The organism is Microbacterium sp. SCPM-O-B-15248 (M128), from assembly GCF_058214835.1.
Map to the genome: position 1 here is coordinate 265935 of NZ_JBYQLI010000002.1, position 15489 is coordinate 281423.

The following is a 15489-nucleotide window of genomic DNA, read 5'->3' on the forward strand; positions in this document are numbered from 1 at the left end:
GCAATGGAGCAGCACTGGACCCCGCGCCGGGTCGCGATCCTGGGGGCCTCGGGGCTGACCGGTTCGGGACTGGCCCATCAGCTTTCGCTCGCCGACACGGTCGATGAGGTCGTGCTGTTCGATCTGAAGCACAACGTGCTGGCGGCCCACGCGATCGACATGCGCGAAGCGCAGATCGTCGCGGGGCGCACACGCACGCGCCTCACCGCGGGCGATCTCGCGGATGTCGAGACGCACCCCCCGGTCGACCTCGTCGTGTTCGCCGCCTCGCTCCCCGAGACGCCCGACGGCAGTCGCGAGGCGTTCCTCGAGGGCAACCTCGGCGTGATGCGTGCCCTGCTCCCGGCCATCACGCACCTCGCGGGCGATGCCGGGCTCGTCTTCGTGCTCACCAACCCCGCCGACGTGCTCGCGACCTGCCTCGCGCACGAGGGCGCGATCGACCCCGCGCGCATCTTCGGCTACTGCCTGAATGACAGCGTCCGCTTCACCGCCGCCGTCGCGCGAGAGCTGGGTGTATCGCCCGACCGCGTCGATGCGCTCGTCGTCGGCGAGCACGGCGACGGCCAGGTTCCGGTGTGGAGCGGCATCCGTCTCGACGGCGCCCCGCGCGCGCTCACGACCGACGAGCGGGCGCGCATCGACGCCGACGCGCGTGGATGGTTCCGCCGCTGGTCGGACCTCCGCCCCGGCCGCAGCTCGGGGTGGACGACACCTCTCGGCTCCGCACGAACGATCGCGGGGCTCGCCGCCGACGAGCCGATGCCCGTGGCAGTGTGGCGAACGGATGCCGACGGCTCCGGCGCGCACGTGACGCTCCGGGCCGTGGTCCGTGAGGGCGGCGTGGTCCCGATCCCGCTCGACTACCTCGACGACGCCGAACGCTCGGCCGTCGACTTCGCCTCCGCAGCGATCGCCGAGAAGGCGCGCCGCGCGGGCACACTCACGCGCTCCGGCGCAGGAAGGGACTGACCGATGACGTTCTTCGACCCGCAGACCTGGGATGGCCGCTACTTCGACGGATCGTGGGTCTCGACCCCCGAGACGGCGGCGGTGGTCTCCCCCTCCACCGGTGGAGAGATCGCGCGCGTCGCGATCGCCACCGCCGACGACCTCTCCCGCACCGTCGAGTCCGCGCGCCGCGCCCAGGGCCCGTGGGCCGCCCTCCCCGCGGAAGAGCGCGCCGCGGTGCTGCGACGTGCGGGGGCCCTCCTCGAAGAGAACACCGACACGCTCGCTCATTGGCTGAGCGAGGAGGCGGGCTCGGCGCAGGGAAAGGCGCAGTTCGAAGCCGGGCTCGTCGCGAACGAGTTCCACCTCGCCGCCGCGACGGCCCTCATGCCGTACGGGCAGCTCTTGCGTTCGGCACGCCCCCGACTCAGCCTGGCGCGACGCCGCCCGGTCGGCGTCGTCGGGGTGATCTCGCCCTTCAACTTCCCCGGCATCCTGTCGGCCCGCTCGATCGCTCCCGCCCTCGCCCTCGGCAATGCCGTCGTGCTCAAGCCCGATCCGCGCACGAGCGTGAGCGGCGGCCTGTTCTTCGCCGCGGTGCTGGAGGCGGCGGGGGTCCCCGCCGGCGTCTTCTCGGTCCTCCCCGGGGGCGTGGAGGTGGGCTCCGCGCTCGTGGACCACCCCGCCGTGCCCGTGATCTCCTTCACCGGATCCACCGAGGCGGGCCGTGTGATCGGAGCCCGCGCGGGACAGCTGCTCAAGCGTGCGCACCTCGAGCTCGGCGGAAACAACGCCCTCGTCGTGCTCGGCGACGTCGACGTGGCCGCGGCCGCGTCGGCCGGCGCGTGGGGGTCGTTCCTGCACCAGGGGCAGATCTGCATGACCACCGGACGACACATCGTGCACGAGAGCATCTACGACGACTACGTCGCAGCACTGAGCGCCAAGGCGGCCGCGCTGCCTGCCGGCGACCCCGCGACCGGGGCGCCGCTCGGCCCCATCATCGACGAGCGTCAGCGCGACAAGATCGACGCGATCGTGCGGGAGAGCGTCGACGCGGGCGCACGCGTCACCGCCGGAGGGTCCTACGACCGCCTGTTCTACGAGGCGACCGTCCTCGCGGACGTGACGGCCGACCACGCCGCTTTCCAACGGGAGATCTTCGGTCCCGTCGCCCCCGTGACGCGCTTCGGCTCGATCGACGAGCTCGTCGAGCTGGTCAACGCCAGCGACTACGGACTCTCCCTCGGCATCCTCGCCAAGGACGCGTTCCGCGCCTACGAACTGGCCGACCGCCTCCCCAGTGGCATCCTGCACATCAACGACCAGACCGTCGACGACGAGTCGCAGGCGCCGTTCGGTGGCGTCGGGGCCTCGGGCACCGGTGCGCGCTTCGGCGGCCACGAGGCGAACATCGAGGCCTTCACCGAGACCCAATGGGTCACGATGCAGGCGGACGTCGCCACCTACCCGTTCTGAACCGCCGAGAGGATCCCATGCCTGCCGTCGACGTCGCCCAGGCGTTCTACGACGTGCTGCGCGCCCGCGGAGTCACGCGCATCTTCGGCAACCCCGGCTCGAACGAGCTGACGATGCTGAAGCACCTTCCCGATGACATCGAATACGTCCTCGCGCTGCAGGAGGGCGCGGCGATCGCGATGGCCGACGGTTTCGCGCAGGCCTCCGGCACCCTTGGGGTGGTGAACCTGCACTCCTCGTCGGGGACAGGCAACGCGATGGGGAACCTCACCAACAGTGCGGCGGCACACGTGCCGCTCCTGGTGATCGCGGGGCAGCAGAGCCGGCGCTACGTGCCGCTGAACGCCATGCTCACCAACGTCGACGCGACACGGCTCGCCGACCCGCTGGTGAAATGGGCGACCGAGCCGCTGCGCCCTGACGACGTCCCGCTCGCCGTCTCGCAGGCGGCGCTGCTGGCGCAGTCGGCGCCGACGGGGCCGGTCCTCGTGTCCGTGCCGCTGGATGACTGGGCGCGACCGATGGATGCCGCCGAGGCGGCGCCGCTGTCGACCCGGCGCGTCGCTGGGGCGCCGGTCGTCGCCGACGCCGCCGTCGACGAGATCGCCGCGGCCCTGGACGGCGCCCGCTCCCCCGTCCTGGTCCTCGGCCCCGGAGTGGACACCGAAGCCGGGTGGGCTGCCACCCGAGCGCTCAGCGAGCGTGCGGGGCTACCCGTGTGGGTGGCGCCGAGCCCCTCCCGTGCGCCGTTCCCCACGCGGCATCCCCACTTCCGCGGCATCCTGCCCACGGGGTTGGGAGCCGTGGCCGAGACGCTCGCCGCGCACGACCTCGTGCTGACCCTCGGCGCCGCGGTGTTCCGCTACCACCAGTTCGTCGAGGGGGCGCCGCTCGCCGCAGGGGCGCGGCTGATCGGCGTCACCTCCGACCCCGCTGAGGCGGCGCGAGCGGCCATGGGAGAGCTGGCAGTGGGCGATCCGGTCGACGCCGCGGCGCGGGTGAGCGCTCGGGTCGGACGGCGCGCGTCGGTACCCGGAGAGGCTCTCGTGTTCGACCCGGCGCCGCCGGAGTCGAACGGTGCGCACTCGGCCTCGGCGATCCTCGACGCCATCGACCGCGCGAAGCCCGATGACGCCGTGGTCGTGCTGGAGTGGACCTCCGCCGACGCGCTGTGGGCGAGGCTCACGTTCGAGCGGGCCCAGTCCTACTACTTCCCCGCCAACGGCGGGCTCGGCTGGGGACTCCCCGCCGCCGTCGGCGTTCAGCTGGCCGACCGCGAACGCCCGGTGATCGCCCTGATCGGCGACGGCGCGATGCAGTACACGCCGTCGGCGCTGTGGACGGCGGCGAGATACGGCATCCCCGTCACCTTCGTGATCTGCCAGAACCAGGAGTACGGCGCCCTGCAGCGGTTCTCGCGGTTCATGGACGTCCCCGACGGCGGGTATCTCGATCTGCCCGGCCTCGACCCCGTGGCTCTCGCGCGGGGGTACGGTATCGACAGTCGGCGGGTCGACGGACTCGATGATCTCGAAGAGGTCGTCCGCCAGGCGGCGAGCGCGACCGGTCCGCGACTCGTCGTCGTCACACAGCAGTCGCAACGCTGAAACACAGGGAGCGATCGGCCGGGTTATCGTCAGCGCAACGGAGCGCGAGGAGGATCACATGGCGCGTGTCTCGTGGAAGATCATGGAGACGCTCACCGCCGACGCACCGCTTCCGGACCGCCGTGCGCGTCTGGGGCGGCAGCTCTTGCGCGCGGTGAATGCGGACGCGTTCGTGTCGTACCGCTGGACGCCGTCGGGTCCCTACGCCGACCCGGTGGGGGTCCACTTCGCCGACGATCAGCTGCGCGCGTACGACACCCGGTATCGGTACGTCGACACGATGACGCCCCGGTTCCTCCGCGCGCGCGGCGCGTCGGCGATCAGTCCGCGGCGAGACACGCGCGACGAGTTCGTGCGGGACTTCCTGTTCCGTTCGGGCATGTTCCACGGAATGAACTACTTCGCACCGACCCCGTCCGTCGGCACGATCGACCTGCGGGTGTGGCGGTCCCAGCGTTCGGGTGCCTTCACACCCGACGACGTGCGCAAGCTGCAGGCCGTGGGCGATCTCGTCCACCGCCTGTGGAACGACGACGTCCCGGCGGGGAGCGACATGCTCACTCCCCGGCAGCGTCAGATCGTGGCGCTCCTGGCCGAGGGGCTCACCGACCGTGCGATCTGCGACCGTCTCGGGGTCTCGTTGCCGACGCTGCGAACCCACCTGGCGCAGGCGTTCGCGCGGACGGGCGCCCAGAATCGCACGTCGCTGGTGATGCTCGCCGGGGGCCCTCGTCAGAAATGACGATGCCGCCGCGAGACGCGGCGGAGGATGCTCGACCGCAAGCACCGGCTCGATCATTCTGGGAGAAACATGTCCACGCTCCGCACCGGGGTCTCGCCCCTGGCCCGCCTCGATCGCTTTCCCCGCTGGGGATTGAGTGCGATCTCCGTCCTCACCATCGGCCTGGGCATGCTCTTCGTCCAGTACGACATCTTCAACATCAACGTCTCGTTCGTGCAGACGTGCGCGCAGATCATCGGCGGGTGCACGCCGGCCACGTCCGACCAGTTCATCGGACTGCCGATCTTCCTCAGCCTGCTCGGCTACGGCATCGGCGCGCTCGTGCTGGGGCCGCTCTCGGATCGCTTCGGGCGGCACCGCCTGCTCATCATCGCGATGGTGATCACCGGGCTCGGCTCGCTGTTCTCGACGTTCGCGGTCGATGAGACCACGTTCGGTCTCTCGCGACTGGTCACGGGTATCGGCATCGGCGCCGACCTCGCGATCATCAACGTGTACGTGAGCGAGATCGCTCCGCGCCGCATGCGCGGCCGGTACACCAGCGTCCTGTTCGTCATGGCCGCGCTCGGTTCCGCTCTCGGCATCTGGCTCGGTCTCTTCCTCACCACCCCCATGACGCCGTGGCCGCAGGGGCTGCCCTTCGCCGTGGCATCCGACACCTTCGACACCGGATGGCGCTGGGTGTACGGCGTGGGTGCGATCCTCGCCGCCTTCTCGCTCGTGCTGCGCATCGCGCTCCCCGAATCTCCGCGCTGGCTCGCCGGCAAGGGGCGGGATGCCGAGGCCGCGGCGATCGTGGCCCGGATGGAGGAGCGCGCCACCCGGCGTCAGCCGCTGCTCCCCGAGACCGCGGACGACAGCCGCGACACCGGTGTGCACGTGGGTGGGACGCTCGCCGGCGTCCGGGAGCTCTTCACCTCGCCGGTCTACCTGCGGCGTCTCCTCGTGATCGGCAGCGCCTGGCTGCTCGGCTACGTCACGATCTACTCCTTCGCCGGTGCCTTCACCTCGGTGCTCGTCCGCCAGGGCTACACTCCCGCGGAAGCCGGGATCGTCAGTGCGGTGGGACTCACCGGCTTCATCGCGGCCGCGATCGTGGCACGGTCGGTCGTGGACCGGGTGGAGCGCAAGTGGTGGATGCTGATCGGCGGCGCCATCACGGTCGTGGGCGCGTTGATCGTCGTCGGCGGTGGCGGGGCGACGGCGGCGACCCTGATCGGTGCGGTCATCGTCTTCTTCGGGCAGAACATCTGGGTGCCCGCCCAGTACGCCCTCACGGCCGAGAGCTTCCCGACGCGCTTCCGTACGACCGCGTACGCCCTGGCCGACAGCATCGGCCACATCGGTGGCGGTCTCGGTGTGTTCCTCCTCGTCGGCGTGTTCTCGCAGTTCCCGCTGCTGGGGACGCTGCTGGGCCTGATCGGGTTCCTGGTCGTGGGGGCGGTGGTGAATCTCCTCGCCCCGCGCACCCGCAACCGTTCGCTCGAGGAGATCTCGGCGTGAGGGAGCCCGAGGTCGTCACGGCCTCCGAGGCCGGCGTCTGGATCGAGGTCGCGGACGCCGGCCGGCTCGCCGCTCAGACGTCGGCGGCGGGCGAGGCCCCCTTCAGCGTCGCGGTGAAGGCGAACATCGCGGTCCGCGGGTTCCGGCGGTCGGCCGGATGCCGCGTGCTCGATGTGCGGCCCGAAGACGCCGACGCCCCCGTCGTCGCCGCGTTCCGGCGTCACGGTGGAGTCGTGGTGGGGACGGCGAACATGCACGAGCTGGCCCTCGGTGTCACCTCGGACAATGTCGCCTACGGTGCGGCACGGGTCCCGGCTGCACCCCACCTGTCGGCGGGTGGGTCGTCCGGGGGAAGCGCCGCCGCCGTGGCCGCAGGCCTCGTGCCCGTCGCTCTCGGCACCGATACGGGCGGCTCCGTGTCGATCCCCGCGAGCCACTGCGGCGTCGTCGGATTCCGTCCCAGCACGGGCCGTTGGTCCACCGCGGGCATCGTGGGTCTGTCCTGGACGCGGGATACCCCGGGAGTCTTCGCCCGGACCGTCCGAGAGGCGATCCGAGCTGACGGGTGGGTCACCGGGGCCCGTACTCCGACCACGCTCGGTCGGGTGCGACTCGGCATCCCTCGCCAACTCGTCGACGACCTGCACCCCGCGACGGAGGAAGCCTTCCGCCGCGCGATCGCTGCAATGAGTGCGTCGATCGACGTGGTGGAGGTCGACTTCGCGCCGGTGCTGGCCCGCACGGTGCGGGCCGAGCCGGGGATCGTGGAGTTCGAGGCGCCCCGGGAACTCGGTGCCGCGGCCGCTTGTGCGCTCGGCCTCCCGCCCGCCGAGGCGTTCGACGCACTGCGCCGCGGGGTGCAGTCGCCGGATGTGGCCGCCTTCCTGGAGCACGTGCACCGGCATCCCGTCTCGGCCGCCGATTACGCCCGCGCGCAAGAGGACACCCTCGAGGCGCGGCGACTGTCGGAGGACGTGTTCGCACGGCACGACCTGCACGCGATGGTCTTCCCGACCACCCCGGCATCCGCTCCCCCGTCGCGCGGCGGGACGGCGATCGTGCACCGCGGACGGGAGCAGTCCGTCTTCGCGTTGTACACGCGGCACACGGGCCCGGGCACGATCCTCGGCGCGCCGATGGTCACCGTGCCGATCCCGGTGGAGGGCGACCCCATCGGGCTGACCGTCCAGGGACGCCGCAACGACGACGCCCGGACGCTCGCCGTCGCCGATCTCGTCGCCGGTCTCCTTTCATCCGGGCGGTGAGCCCGCGGCTCCTGCCCGTGCGCTCACCGAGCGTGCGGGCAGGGGCGCCACCGGCCGCAGCCGCGGGATCCAGCAGCGCACCTCGTCGCGGTACCGGTCGAAGTCGGCGCCGAACTTCGCGGCCAGATCGGCTTCTTCGTGGGGGCGGACCGCGAAGTTCCACACCAGCGCGCCGGCGACGGCGTAGGCGACCACCATCCACGATGACAGCACCATGCCCACGGCCACGCCCTGCGCGATGCTCGTCGACGCCATGGGATTGCGCACCCACCGGTACGGGCCGGCGATCACGAGCCGGTTCGGCATCGCCGAGGGCAGGGGTGTGCCTCCGCCCTTCACGGAGAGCGCGGCCGCCGACCAGAACGCGGCGGCGCCGAGCGCGACGAACAGCACCACTCCGGCCACGCGCACACCGGCCCCGAGGTCGAGGTGGAGTCCCCATCTCTGTTCGAGACTCGACAGCACCGCCGGGATCGCCGCGAAGAACACCGCCCAGAATGCGACGATCTGACCGAGCGTCCCGACCACGTGCGGCAACGGCGACCGGCGCGCCCGCGCGGTGCGGAACGCGAACGGGCCGATCAGCATCCACCCCGTCGGGATGCGGCCCCACACGAGCAGGGCGAGCGCCCCCAGCGACCCGAGCGACGCGCCTGTCATCGCGATGACACCCCACCCCGCCAACCCGGTCAGTGTGGCGTAGACGCCGAGCCCGGCGGTGACGACGACCGTCCACGCGGTGGCGATCGCCGCCGCGACGGTGCGAGCCCGCACGGGCAGGACCGCGGCGAGCCCCGAGGCCACGACGAACAGGCCGATGTCGAATGGCGCGAGCAGTACTGCGTCGATGTCGCCGAGTGTGGCGTCGCGCACGAGCGGCACCGTGAAGACGGCGACCCACCACGCGGCGCCGGCCGCAGCCTGCGCCGCGAAGTACAGCCGGGCGAGGGCGGATGCCGAGGTCACGGCATCCATTCTCCGCTGGGTGCGAGCACGAGAGGACCCGCGTTCCTCGAGAGGATCCGCGTTCGCGTCGAAGCGCCGGTCACCCCGGGAAACGTGGGTGAGCTGAGCGCGCGCGTCGGCGGCCCCGCGCCTCACCCTCGGGCGGCCGCGGCGGCGAGCTCGGCGCGCGTGCGGGCGCCGAGCTTCCGGAGGAGGTTCGCGACGTGGTACTTCACGGTGTTGAGGCTGATACCGAGTCCCTCGGCGATCTCGCGGTTGCCGACCCCCGTCGTCACCAGGCGAAGGACTTCTCGTTCGCGGTCCGTGAGGTCGGAGTCGGTGGCCGACTCGACCGTGTGGGGCGAAGGGTCGAGGGGCAGCGAGATGTCGACCGTGGAGCCCCAGCCGGACGTGGAGGCGACGGAGAGCGTCCCCTCGAGTGCGACGACGCGCTCCGCGATGGGCCGGACGGCGTCGTCGTGCACGTCCAGCGAGCCGGCGCCGTCGTCGCGCAACTGCATGAGCAGATTCCGGCCGTCGCAGTCCCACTGGATGCGGACCCGGCGCGCCGCGCCGTCGTCGACCAGGGCGAGCACGGCGGTGCGGACGATCGCCCGCGCGCTGTGGGCCACGTCGCCGGGGAGGGCGCGGCCGGTCGTGGGAGGTTCGACGAACTGCACGTCGAGGTCGCCGAACCGCACGAGCGGACGCAGGTCGGCGCGGAGCCGCGAGAACGCCCCCGTCACGGGTTCCAGGAGCGTGCTGCGCTGCCGGTCCGTGGCGGTGCGCAGCTCGATGAGCGCGGCCGACGCGATCTCGACGGCCTCGGCCCGCGCAGCCGCGTCCGACAGGCGCGTCGATCTCAGCGCGGCGAGGATCGACTCGAGGGTCAGGGCGTGCCGATCGGCCTGCTCCGCCACGGTGCGGGCATGCTCGGAGGCGGCCGAACGGCTCGCGTGGATCTCGCCGTCTGTCGCCATAGGGCCGAACCTACCTGTCCTACCCGAAAGAATGGTCCCACCCGATCGGGTGGGGATGCCGCCTGGCCGGGCAGCAGCGGCTTCAGCGGATCGCGACGACGATCGTCCTATGCCCCACACCACCGTCGCGGACTCCCTCGGCACGATCGGCAGCGAGCTCCAGGACGTCGTCACCGCGCTTCGTGACGCGGACCCGGTGCCGTTCGAGGACGCCCTCGGGCTTTTCACCGACGCCGACCGCGTCTTCGTCCACGGCGCAGGCCGGTCGGGGCTGGCCCTGCGCTCGACCGCGATGCGGCTCATGCACCTCGGCCTGACGGTGCACGTCGTCGGCGAGGTCACGACCCCGGCGATCCGGCGCGGCGACCTGCTGCTGGTCGCGAGCGGATCGGGCACCACCGGCGGAATCGTGCAGGCCGCGAGGACCGCCGCCGACGTCGGCGCGCGCGTCCTCGCCGTGTCGACGACGGACTCCTCACCGCTGTCCGAGATCGCCGACACCACCCTGGTCATCCCGGCGGCGACGAAGACGGACCGCTCGGGCACGGCATCCGCCCAGTACGCCGGCAGCCTCTTCGAGCAGTCCGTCGGTCTCGTCGGCGACGCCGTGTTCCACGCGCTCTGGCAGCGCAGCGGTCACTCCGCCGACGACCTGTGGCCCCGCCACGCGAATCTCGAATGACCCGCGCCGGGAACCCGGCGCCACACCCCACCGAAAGGACATCCCCATGCAGCTTCAGTTCGCCATGGACACCCTGACCACCGAGCACGCGCTCGAGCTCGCAGGCAAGGCCGCGCCGTACGTCGACGTGCTCGAGCTCGGCACCCCGCTCATCAAGAGCGCCGGACTCTCGGCGATCACCGCCATCAAAGACGCCCACCCCGACAAGATCGTCTTCGCCGACCTGAAGACGATGGATGCCGGTGAGCTCGAGGCCGACATGGCCTTCCAGGCCGGCGCCGACCTCGTCACCGTGCTCGGCGTCGCCGGTGACAGCACGATCGCCGGTGCCGTGAAGGCCGCGAAGGCGCACGGCAAGGGTGTCGTCGTCGACCTCATCGGTGTGCCCGACAAGGCCGCCCGGGCGAAGGAAGTCACCGCGCTCGGTGCGGAGTTCGTCGAGATGCACGCCGGTCTCGACGAGCAGGCCGAGGAGGGCTTCACCTTCGAGACGCTGCTCCGCGACGGCGAGGCCTCGGGTGTCTCGTTCTCGGTCGCCGGCGGCATCAACGCCCAGACCATCGCCGCCGTGCAGCAGTCGGGCGCTCGCCTCGCGGTCGCCGGAAGCGCGATCTACAGCGCCGACGACGTGGCAGCCGCGGCCGCCGAGCTGCGCGCCGCGATCACGGAGACCGCTGCGGCCTGATCAGCGTCGTGAGAGCCGGGGGTTCGGTGCCGAAAGGTGCCGGGCCCCCGGTTCTCACGTGGGGCATCACGCCCACCGATCGTCGTCGTCGCTCTCCGCGGCCTGCGCGTGCGACCACGGGGCGCAGAACCCGCACTCACGGCACTCGTCGGCGTCGATACCCTCGTCGATCAGCGGATGCATCGTCACGCCGCACGAGGGACAGATGGGCTGCGCGTCGTCGTCGATACCCTCGTCGATCAGCGGATGCATCGTCACGCCGCACGAGGGACAGATGGGCTGCGCGTCGTCGTCGTAGGGGTCTCTGTACGTCATCGCCGTTCCGCTCGCACCGTGTGCACCCGAGGGCCTCGGGGCGTCGCCGGGAAGAACATCCTCCGCCGCGCGGCTGTTCCCTCGGCAGTGGACCCCGTGACGGCGGAAGGCCCCGACACCTCGGCGATGTCGGGGCCTGATGCCGTAGGGCGGGTGGGACTTGAACCCACGATCGTCGGGTTATGAGCCCGCTGCCTTGACCAGCTTGGCCACCGCCCCTTGCGGTCTCCGAGCCTACCGGCATCCGTCTCCGGTCATCGAAGTCGCCACTTCACGTGATCTGGTCGACCGTACCCGTGATGGTGCGCAACAACGGGTGGCCTCGACGAGATCACGTGATCTGGGCGCTCCGACCCGCGCGGGCGCTCGGACCCTGTCAGTGGACGCGGGGCGGCTTCGGCTTGCCGTCGGCCGTCACCTGGGGGTGGTGGCGGGTCAGTTGGATGACGCCCCACGTGGCGATCGCCCCCGCGATGGCGAAGCCGATGAGAGCCCAGGCGGGAGCCGTCGAGGCCTCGCCGAGGACCGACAGGCCGATGAGCACCGCGACGATGGGGTCGATCACCGTGAGCCCCGCGATCACCAGGTCGGGAGGTCCGGCGGAGTACGCCGTCTGCACGAAGTACGCGCCGACACCGACGGCGGCGAGGAGCGCCACGAGGCAGAGCAGCGTCAGCCAGTCGAAGTTGCCGGCCTGGGCGCGGCTGATGACGACCTTGGCGAGGGTCGCGACGAAGCCGTAGATGACGCCCGCGGCCATGATGTAGAACAGCGCCTGTGCGCGGCGACGCACCAACAGCCAGAAGCCGCCGAAGACGATGACGACCACGGCCAGGATGCCGAGGATGATCAGCAATTCGCGCGACGTGATCTCATGCTCGGTGGCGAAGAAGGCCGCAATCGTCACGAAGATGAAGATGCCGCCGACGCATGCGGCGATCGCGATGAGCGACTGACGCGTCGGTTTGTGATGCGTGACGCGCGCATTGAGGACCGTCGTGATCACCAGGGCGATCGCCCCGAGCGGCTGCACGAGGATCAGTGGTGCCACCGACAGCGCGGCGAGCTGGCACACGATCGCGAGGCCGAGCATGACGGTGCCCGCGACCCACGACGGACGCGTCAGGAGCGACTTCATCTGCGCGCCGGAGAGGCCGCCGGTGGTCTTGCCGGACAGGCGTTCCACCTTCTGCACGCCGCGGTGCTGGTACTGCGCGCCGAACGACATGAACACCGCACCCAGCAGGGCGAGGGGGATGCCGAGCAGGATGCGCGGATCGCGGAAGACACCGACGAGCTGGTCGATACCGTCGGTGAGGGAGACATCGAGCGGGATCACCCTCCGACGATAGCCGCCGTCCTCACGATTAGGCTGGTGACGTGGCCGTTCTCCCGATCCGCATCATGGGCGATCCCGTGCTGCATGCTCCCGCTGTCCGCGTCGACGAGATCACGGACGAGATCCGCACCCTCGTCGCCGACATGTTCGAGACGATGGATGCTGCTCCCGGCGTGGGTCTCGCGGCTCCCCAGGTGGGCGTGGGCCTCAGGCTCTTCACGTACTCGTACGAAGACGACGAGGGGCAGCCGTGGCGCGGCGTCGTCATCAACCCCGAGCTGTGGATCCGTCCGCTCGAGCCCGGCTTCCCCGACCCCGAAGAGGAGTCCGAGGGATGTCTGTCGTTCCCGGGTGAGCGCTTCCCGCTGCGCCGTTCGGATGCCGCGATGCTCACCGGCGTCGACCTGAACGGTGAGCCCGTGCGCATCGAGGTCTCGGGGTGGCGTGCCCGCATCCTCCAGCACGAGTTCGACCACCTCGACGGCGTTTTGTACATCGACCGCCTCGACGAAGAGGACAGCCGGGTGGTCTCGAAGATCGCCCGCAAGCGCAAGTGGGGCAAGCCGGGCGCGTCGTGGATGCCGGGCGTCGACGACATCGACGCCTGAGGCGATTCAGTACAGACCGCGTGTCTGCAGCTCCTGCTGCAGGATGGGAGCCAGACGCTCCGCGAACGCGGGGGTCAGGTGGGTCTCGTCGTAACGGACCGGAGTGTCGCCCGCGAAAGCGGGGCACACGTTCTCCCAGCACGTGAACGGCAGGGCGTTCACGGCGGCGTTGCCGGTCGCCGCGGCCTCCGCTTCGGTGGCCGCCTCCATCTGCATCCAGACATCGTCGACCGCGGCCAGGCACGCAGACGGCCCGCTGGTGGGTGAGTAGCAGCGATCCAGGTCGGCGCCGTGCGGCGGCGGTGCGAGGAACACCGTCCGCCCCGGCGGTGCCCACGGCCCCACCTGCGCGAACGTCGATGCGGCCAGCCGCGCCGCGTCGAGGGTCTCGCCGTCGACCGAGCGGCCGAGGGTGAATGCGTTGGACACGATCACGAGGTCGGCGGGATCGGTGGCGATCATCGCCCGCACCTGTTCCTTCCGCGAGCCGCACGCCGCGGCTACCGCGGGGTCCCGACTCTCGACCGCGACGTCGGTGAAGCGGCATCCGTACATTCCCACCGTGGTGGCGCGCCACGCTCCGCCGCTCTGCTCGGCGAGAGCGGCCAGGGTCGGCGCATACGCCATCGCGCTGGAGTCGCCCACGAGGTAGACGTGACGGGATGCCGCCGGGTCGCCGAACGTGCAGCGGGCGGGGTCGGGTGCGACGTCCGGGGTGAAGCAGTCGTGCGCGCGATTGTCGGACGAGGACTCCCGGATGACCTCGTCGAGACCGGGATGCAACTCGGGCCAGGTGTCGGCGGTCACGGCGGCGGCCAACTGCGCCTGCAACGTCGGCAGCGCCCCGGCGACTTGCGCCGGGTCGGGAGCGGCCACCGTCGTGGCGCCGGGGAGCTGCAGGACCGGGGCGCCGTACGCGGCGAAGACGGCGAGCACCGTCGCGCCGGCACCGATCGTGAGCACCGCGATGGCCAGGCCCATGCGCGCAGCGAAACGCTCCCGCCACGCGGCCCAAGTGGCGTTTCGCGACGGGGCGTCGGCGGGCGCCGGTTCGGCCGGGATCGACGGCGCGCGGACGGGCTCGGGCGGGACGACGGCGGCTGGTTCCACGACGGGCAGCGAGTCCGGATCGGCGAGCCGGGGACGCGAACCGGGGTAGTACCGCTGGCCGGGCACCCAGCCGGCGGGACGGGAGGGCAGGGCCGCGGGGCGCGCCGCGGGCACCGGCGGCGTCGCCGGCGAAGGCGCCTCCGCACCGGCATCCGCGGGACGGGGGATCTCTTCGCCGGTCTTGCCGCTGCCACGCGGGCGTGCGAGCCACGGCGATCGGTGAAGGGGCTGCTCGACGCCGAGGTAGGTCGCCACCGTCAGCACCGCGATGACCAGCAACACGATCGGCATCCACGCCGGTCCGGCCGGAAGCAGGACTCCGGCGAACACGATGACCGGCAGGTGCCACAGGTACAGGGAGTACGAGACGTTGCCGATGGCCACGCTCAGCGGGTTCGTCAACGGGAACAGGTGCCGGTGGCGGGGGTCTCCCCCGACGCCGGCGGCGATGACGAGAGCGGCACCGGCGACCGGCAGCGCCGCCCACGGCGCGGGGAACGACGACGTGGGCTCGATCATGGCGAACGACGCGACGACCACACCCAGGCCCACCCAGGCGAGCAGCACGCGCGCGGCGGCCGGCATCCGCCCCAGCGCGGGGACGAGGACCGCCAGCACCGCACCCACGCCCAGCTCTCCGGCGCGGGCGACGGTCGAGAAGTAGGCGCCGACCGGATCGGCGGAGGTCAGCTGAACGGCGGCGACGCCCGAGGCGACGACCAGGACGAGCGCGGCGACGCCGACCACCCACCGTGCGGCGGCCGCTCGTCGGGCGGCGGCGGGGAGAAGAGCCACCATCGCGAGCAGGACGAGGGGCCAGACGAGCGAGAACTGCTCCTCGATCGACAGCGACCAGAAGTGCTGCAGCGGAGAGACCTCGGTGGGTGCGAAGTAGTCGCGCCCCTCGAGACCGAACCTCCAGTTGGACACGAGACCGAGCGCCGAGAGGGCGTCACCGAGCGTCTGCTCGGCGCGCGCGCGATGGAACACGAAGAACCCGGCGGCCACCACCGTCGCCAGGACGAGTAACGCGGCCGGCAGCAGACGCCGGATGCGCCGCGCGAAGAACGCGCGGAGGTCGATCGTGCCGGTGGCAGCGAGGTCGCGTAGCAGGATGCCCGTGACGAGGAAGCCCGAGAGCACGAAGAACACGTCGACGCCGACGAAGCCGCCGGTCGGCCAGCCGGTCAGGTGACTCGCGACCACGCCGACGACGGCCAGTGCCCGCAGTCCTTGCAGATCGAGACGCGTGCGCGAGGGAACGGTGGGCACGGGCGG

The 15489-nt window shown here is 71.6% G+C and carries 14 protein-coding genes and 1 tRNA gene; 9 read left to right on the forward strand and 6 right to left on the reverse strand.

Going from position 1 to position 15489, the window contains the following annotated elements:
• The first annotated feature begins 3 nt into the window (after nt 1-3).
• The 6 genes from AC3E6M_RS03935 to AC3E6M_RS03960 all read left to right on the forward strand — a co-directional run bounded on the left by AC3E6M_RS03935 (nt 4) and on the right by AC3E6M_RS03960 (nt 7547).
• Entirely contained in the window at nt 4-972 is a 969-nt protein-coding gene (locus AC3E6M_RS03935) for a lactate/malate family dehydrogenase (protein WP_490529099.1), read from the forward strand.
• 3 nt (nt 973-975) lie between these two features.
• The gene (locus AC3E6M_RS03940) at nt 976-2430 is read left to right on the forward strand and encodes an aldehyde dehydrogenase family protein (RefSeq protein WP_490529101.1); all 1455 of its coding nucleotides are present in this window, start codon (nt 976-978) and stop codon (nt 2428-2430) included.
• A gap of 17 nt (nt 2431-2447) precedes the next feature.
• The gene (gene mdlC, locus AC3E6M_RS03945; RefSeq protein ID WP_490529102.1) at nt 2448-4037 is read left to right on the forward strand and encodes a benzoylformate decarboxylase; all 1590 of its coding nucleotides are present in this window, start codon (nt 2448-2450) and stop codon (nt 4035-4037) included.
• A gap of 58 nt (nt 4038-4095) precedes the next feature.
• On the forward strand, nt 4096-4779 hold the full coding sequence (locus AC3E6M_RS03950) for a helix-turn-helix transcriptional regulator (RefSeq protein WP_490529103.1): 684 nt from the start codon (nt 4096-4098) through the stop codon (nt 4777-4779).
• A 69-nt stretch (nt 4780-4848) separates the two neighbouring features.
• Entirely contained in the window at nt 4849-6282 is a 1434-nt protein-coding gene (locus tag AC3E6M_RS03955) for an MFS transporter (RefSeq protein ID WP_490529104.1), read from the forward strand.
• Nucleotides 6279-7547, forward strand: a complete 1269-nt coding sequence (locus AC3E6M_RS03960) for an amidase family protein (protein ID WP_138172248.1) — start codon at nt 6279-6281, stop codon at nt 7545-7547. Before AC3E6M_RS03955 ends, AC3E6M_RS03960 begins: the two co-directional genes overlap by 4 nt.
• On the opposite strand, the gene AC3E6M_RS03965 is transcribed toward AC3E6M_RS03960, so the two are convergent.
• Both AC3E6M_RS03965 and AC3E6M_RS03970 read right to left on the reverse strand, forming a co-directional pair.
• Nucleotides 7533-8522, reverse strand: a complete 990-nt coding sequence (locus tag AC3E6M_RS03965; RefSeq protein ID WP_138172247.1) for a methyltransferase family protein — start codon at nt 8520-8522, stop codon at nt 7533-7535. The two genes, AC3E6M_RS03960 and AC3E6M_RS03965, sit on opposite strands and share 15 nt — an antisense overlap.
• A 122-nt stretch (nt 8523-8644) precedes the next feature.
• Entirely contained in the window at nt 8645-9472 is an 828-nt protein-coding gene (locus AC3E6M_RS03970; protein WP_138172246.1) for a LuxR C-terminal-related transcriptional regulator, read from the reverse strand.
• A gap of 109 nt (nt 9473-9581) precedes the next feature.
• Here AC3E6M_RS03970 and hxlB point away from each other — a divergent pair, with 109 nt between their 5' ends.
• Nucleotides 9582-10154: a 6-phospho-3-hexuloisomerase gene (gene hxlB, locus AC3E6M_RS03975; protein WP_138172245.1), complete on the forward strand. Its 573-nt coding sequence runs from the start codon at nt 9582-9584 to the stop codon at nt 10152-10154.
• 46 nt (nt 10155-10200) lie between these two features.
• Complete coding sequence (gene hxlA, locus AC3E6M_RS03980) at nt 10201-10839, forward strand: 3-hexulose-6-phosphate synthase (RefSeq protein ID WP_138172244.1); 639 nt, start codon at nt 10201-10203, stop codon at nt 10837-10839.
• A gap of 66 nt (nt 10840-10905) precedes the next feature.
• Here the strand turns inward: hxlA and AC3E6M_RS03985 are convergent, their stop codons facing one another.
• From AC3E6M_RS03985 to AC3E6M_RS03995, 3 genes are all read right to left on the reverse strand, one after another.
• Nucleotides 10906-11154 (reverse strand): hypothetical protein, encoded by a 249-nt coding sequence (locus tag AC3E6M_RS03985; protein ID WP_490529105.1) that lies wholly within the window; start codon nt 11152-11154, stop codon nt 10906-10908.
• A 145-nt stretch (nt 11155-11299) separates the two neighbouring features.
• A tRNA-Ile gene (locus AC3E6M_RS03990) sits at nt 11300-11373 on the reverse strand.
• Nucleotides 11374-11530: 157 nt separating this feature from the next.
• Complete coding sequence (locus tag AC3E6M_RS03995; RefSeq protein WP_252370850.1) at nt 11531-12493, reverse strand: DMT family transporter; 963 nt, start codon at nt 12491-12493, stop codon at nt 11531-11533.
• 41 nt (nt 12494-12534) lie between these two features.
• Here AC3E6M_RS03995 and def point away from each other — a divergent pair, with 41 nt between their 5' ends.
• Complete coding sequence (def, locus tag AC3E6M_RS04000; RefSeq protein WP_138172242.1) at nt 12535-13101, forward strand: peptide deformylase; 567 nt, start codon at nt 12535-12537, stop codon at nt 13099-13101.
• Nucleotides 13102-13107: 6 nt separating this feature from the next.
• Here def and AC3E6M_RS04005 read toward each other — a convergent pair whose 3' ends face one another.
• Nucleotides 13108-15483, reverse strand: a complete 2376-nt coding sequence (locus AC3E6M_RS04005; protein ID WP_490529106.1) for an acyltransferase family protein — start codon at nt 15481-15483, stop codon at nt 13108-13110.
• Between the last annotated feature and the right edge of the window lie 6 nt (nt 15484-15489).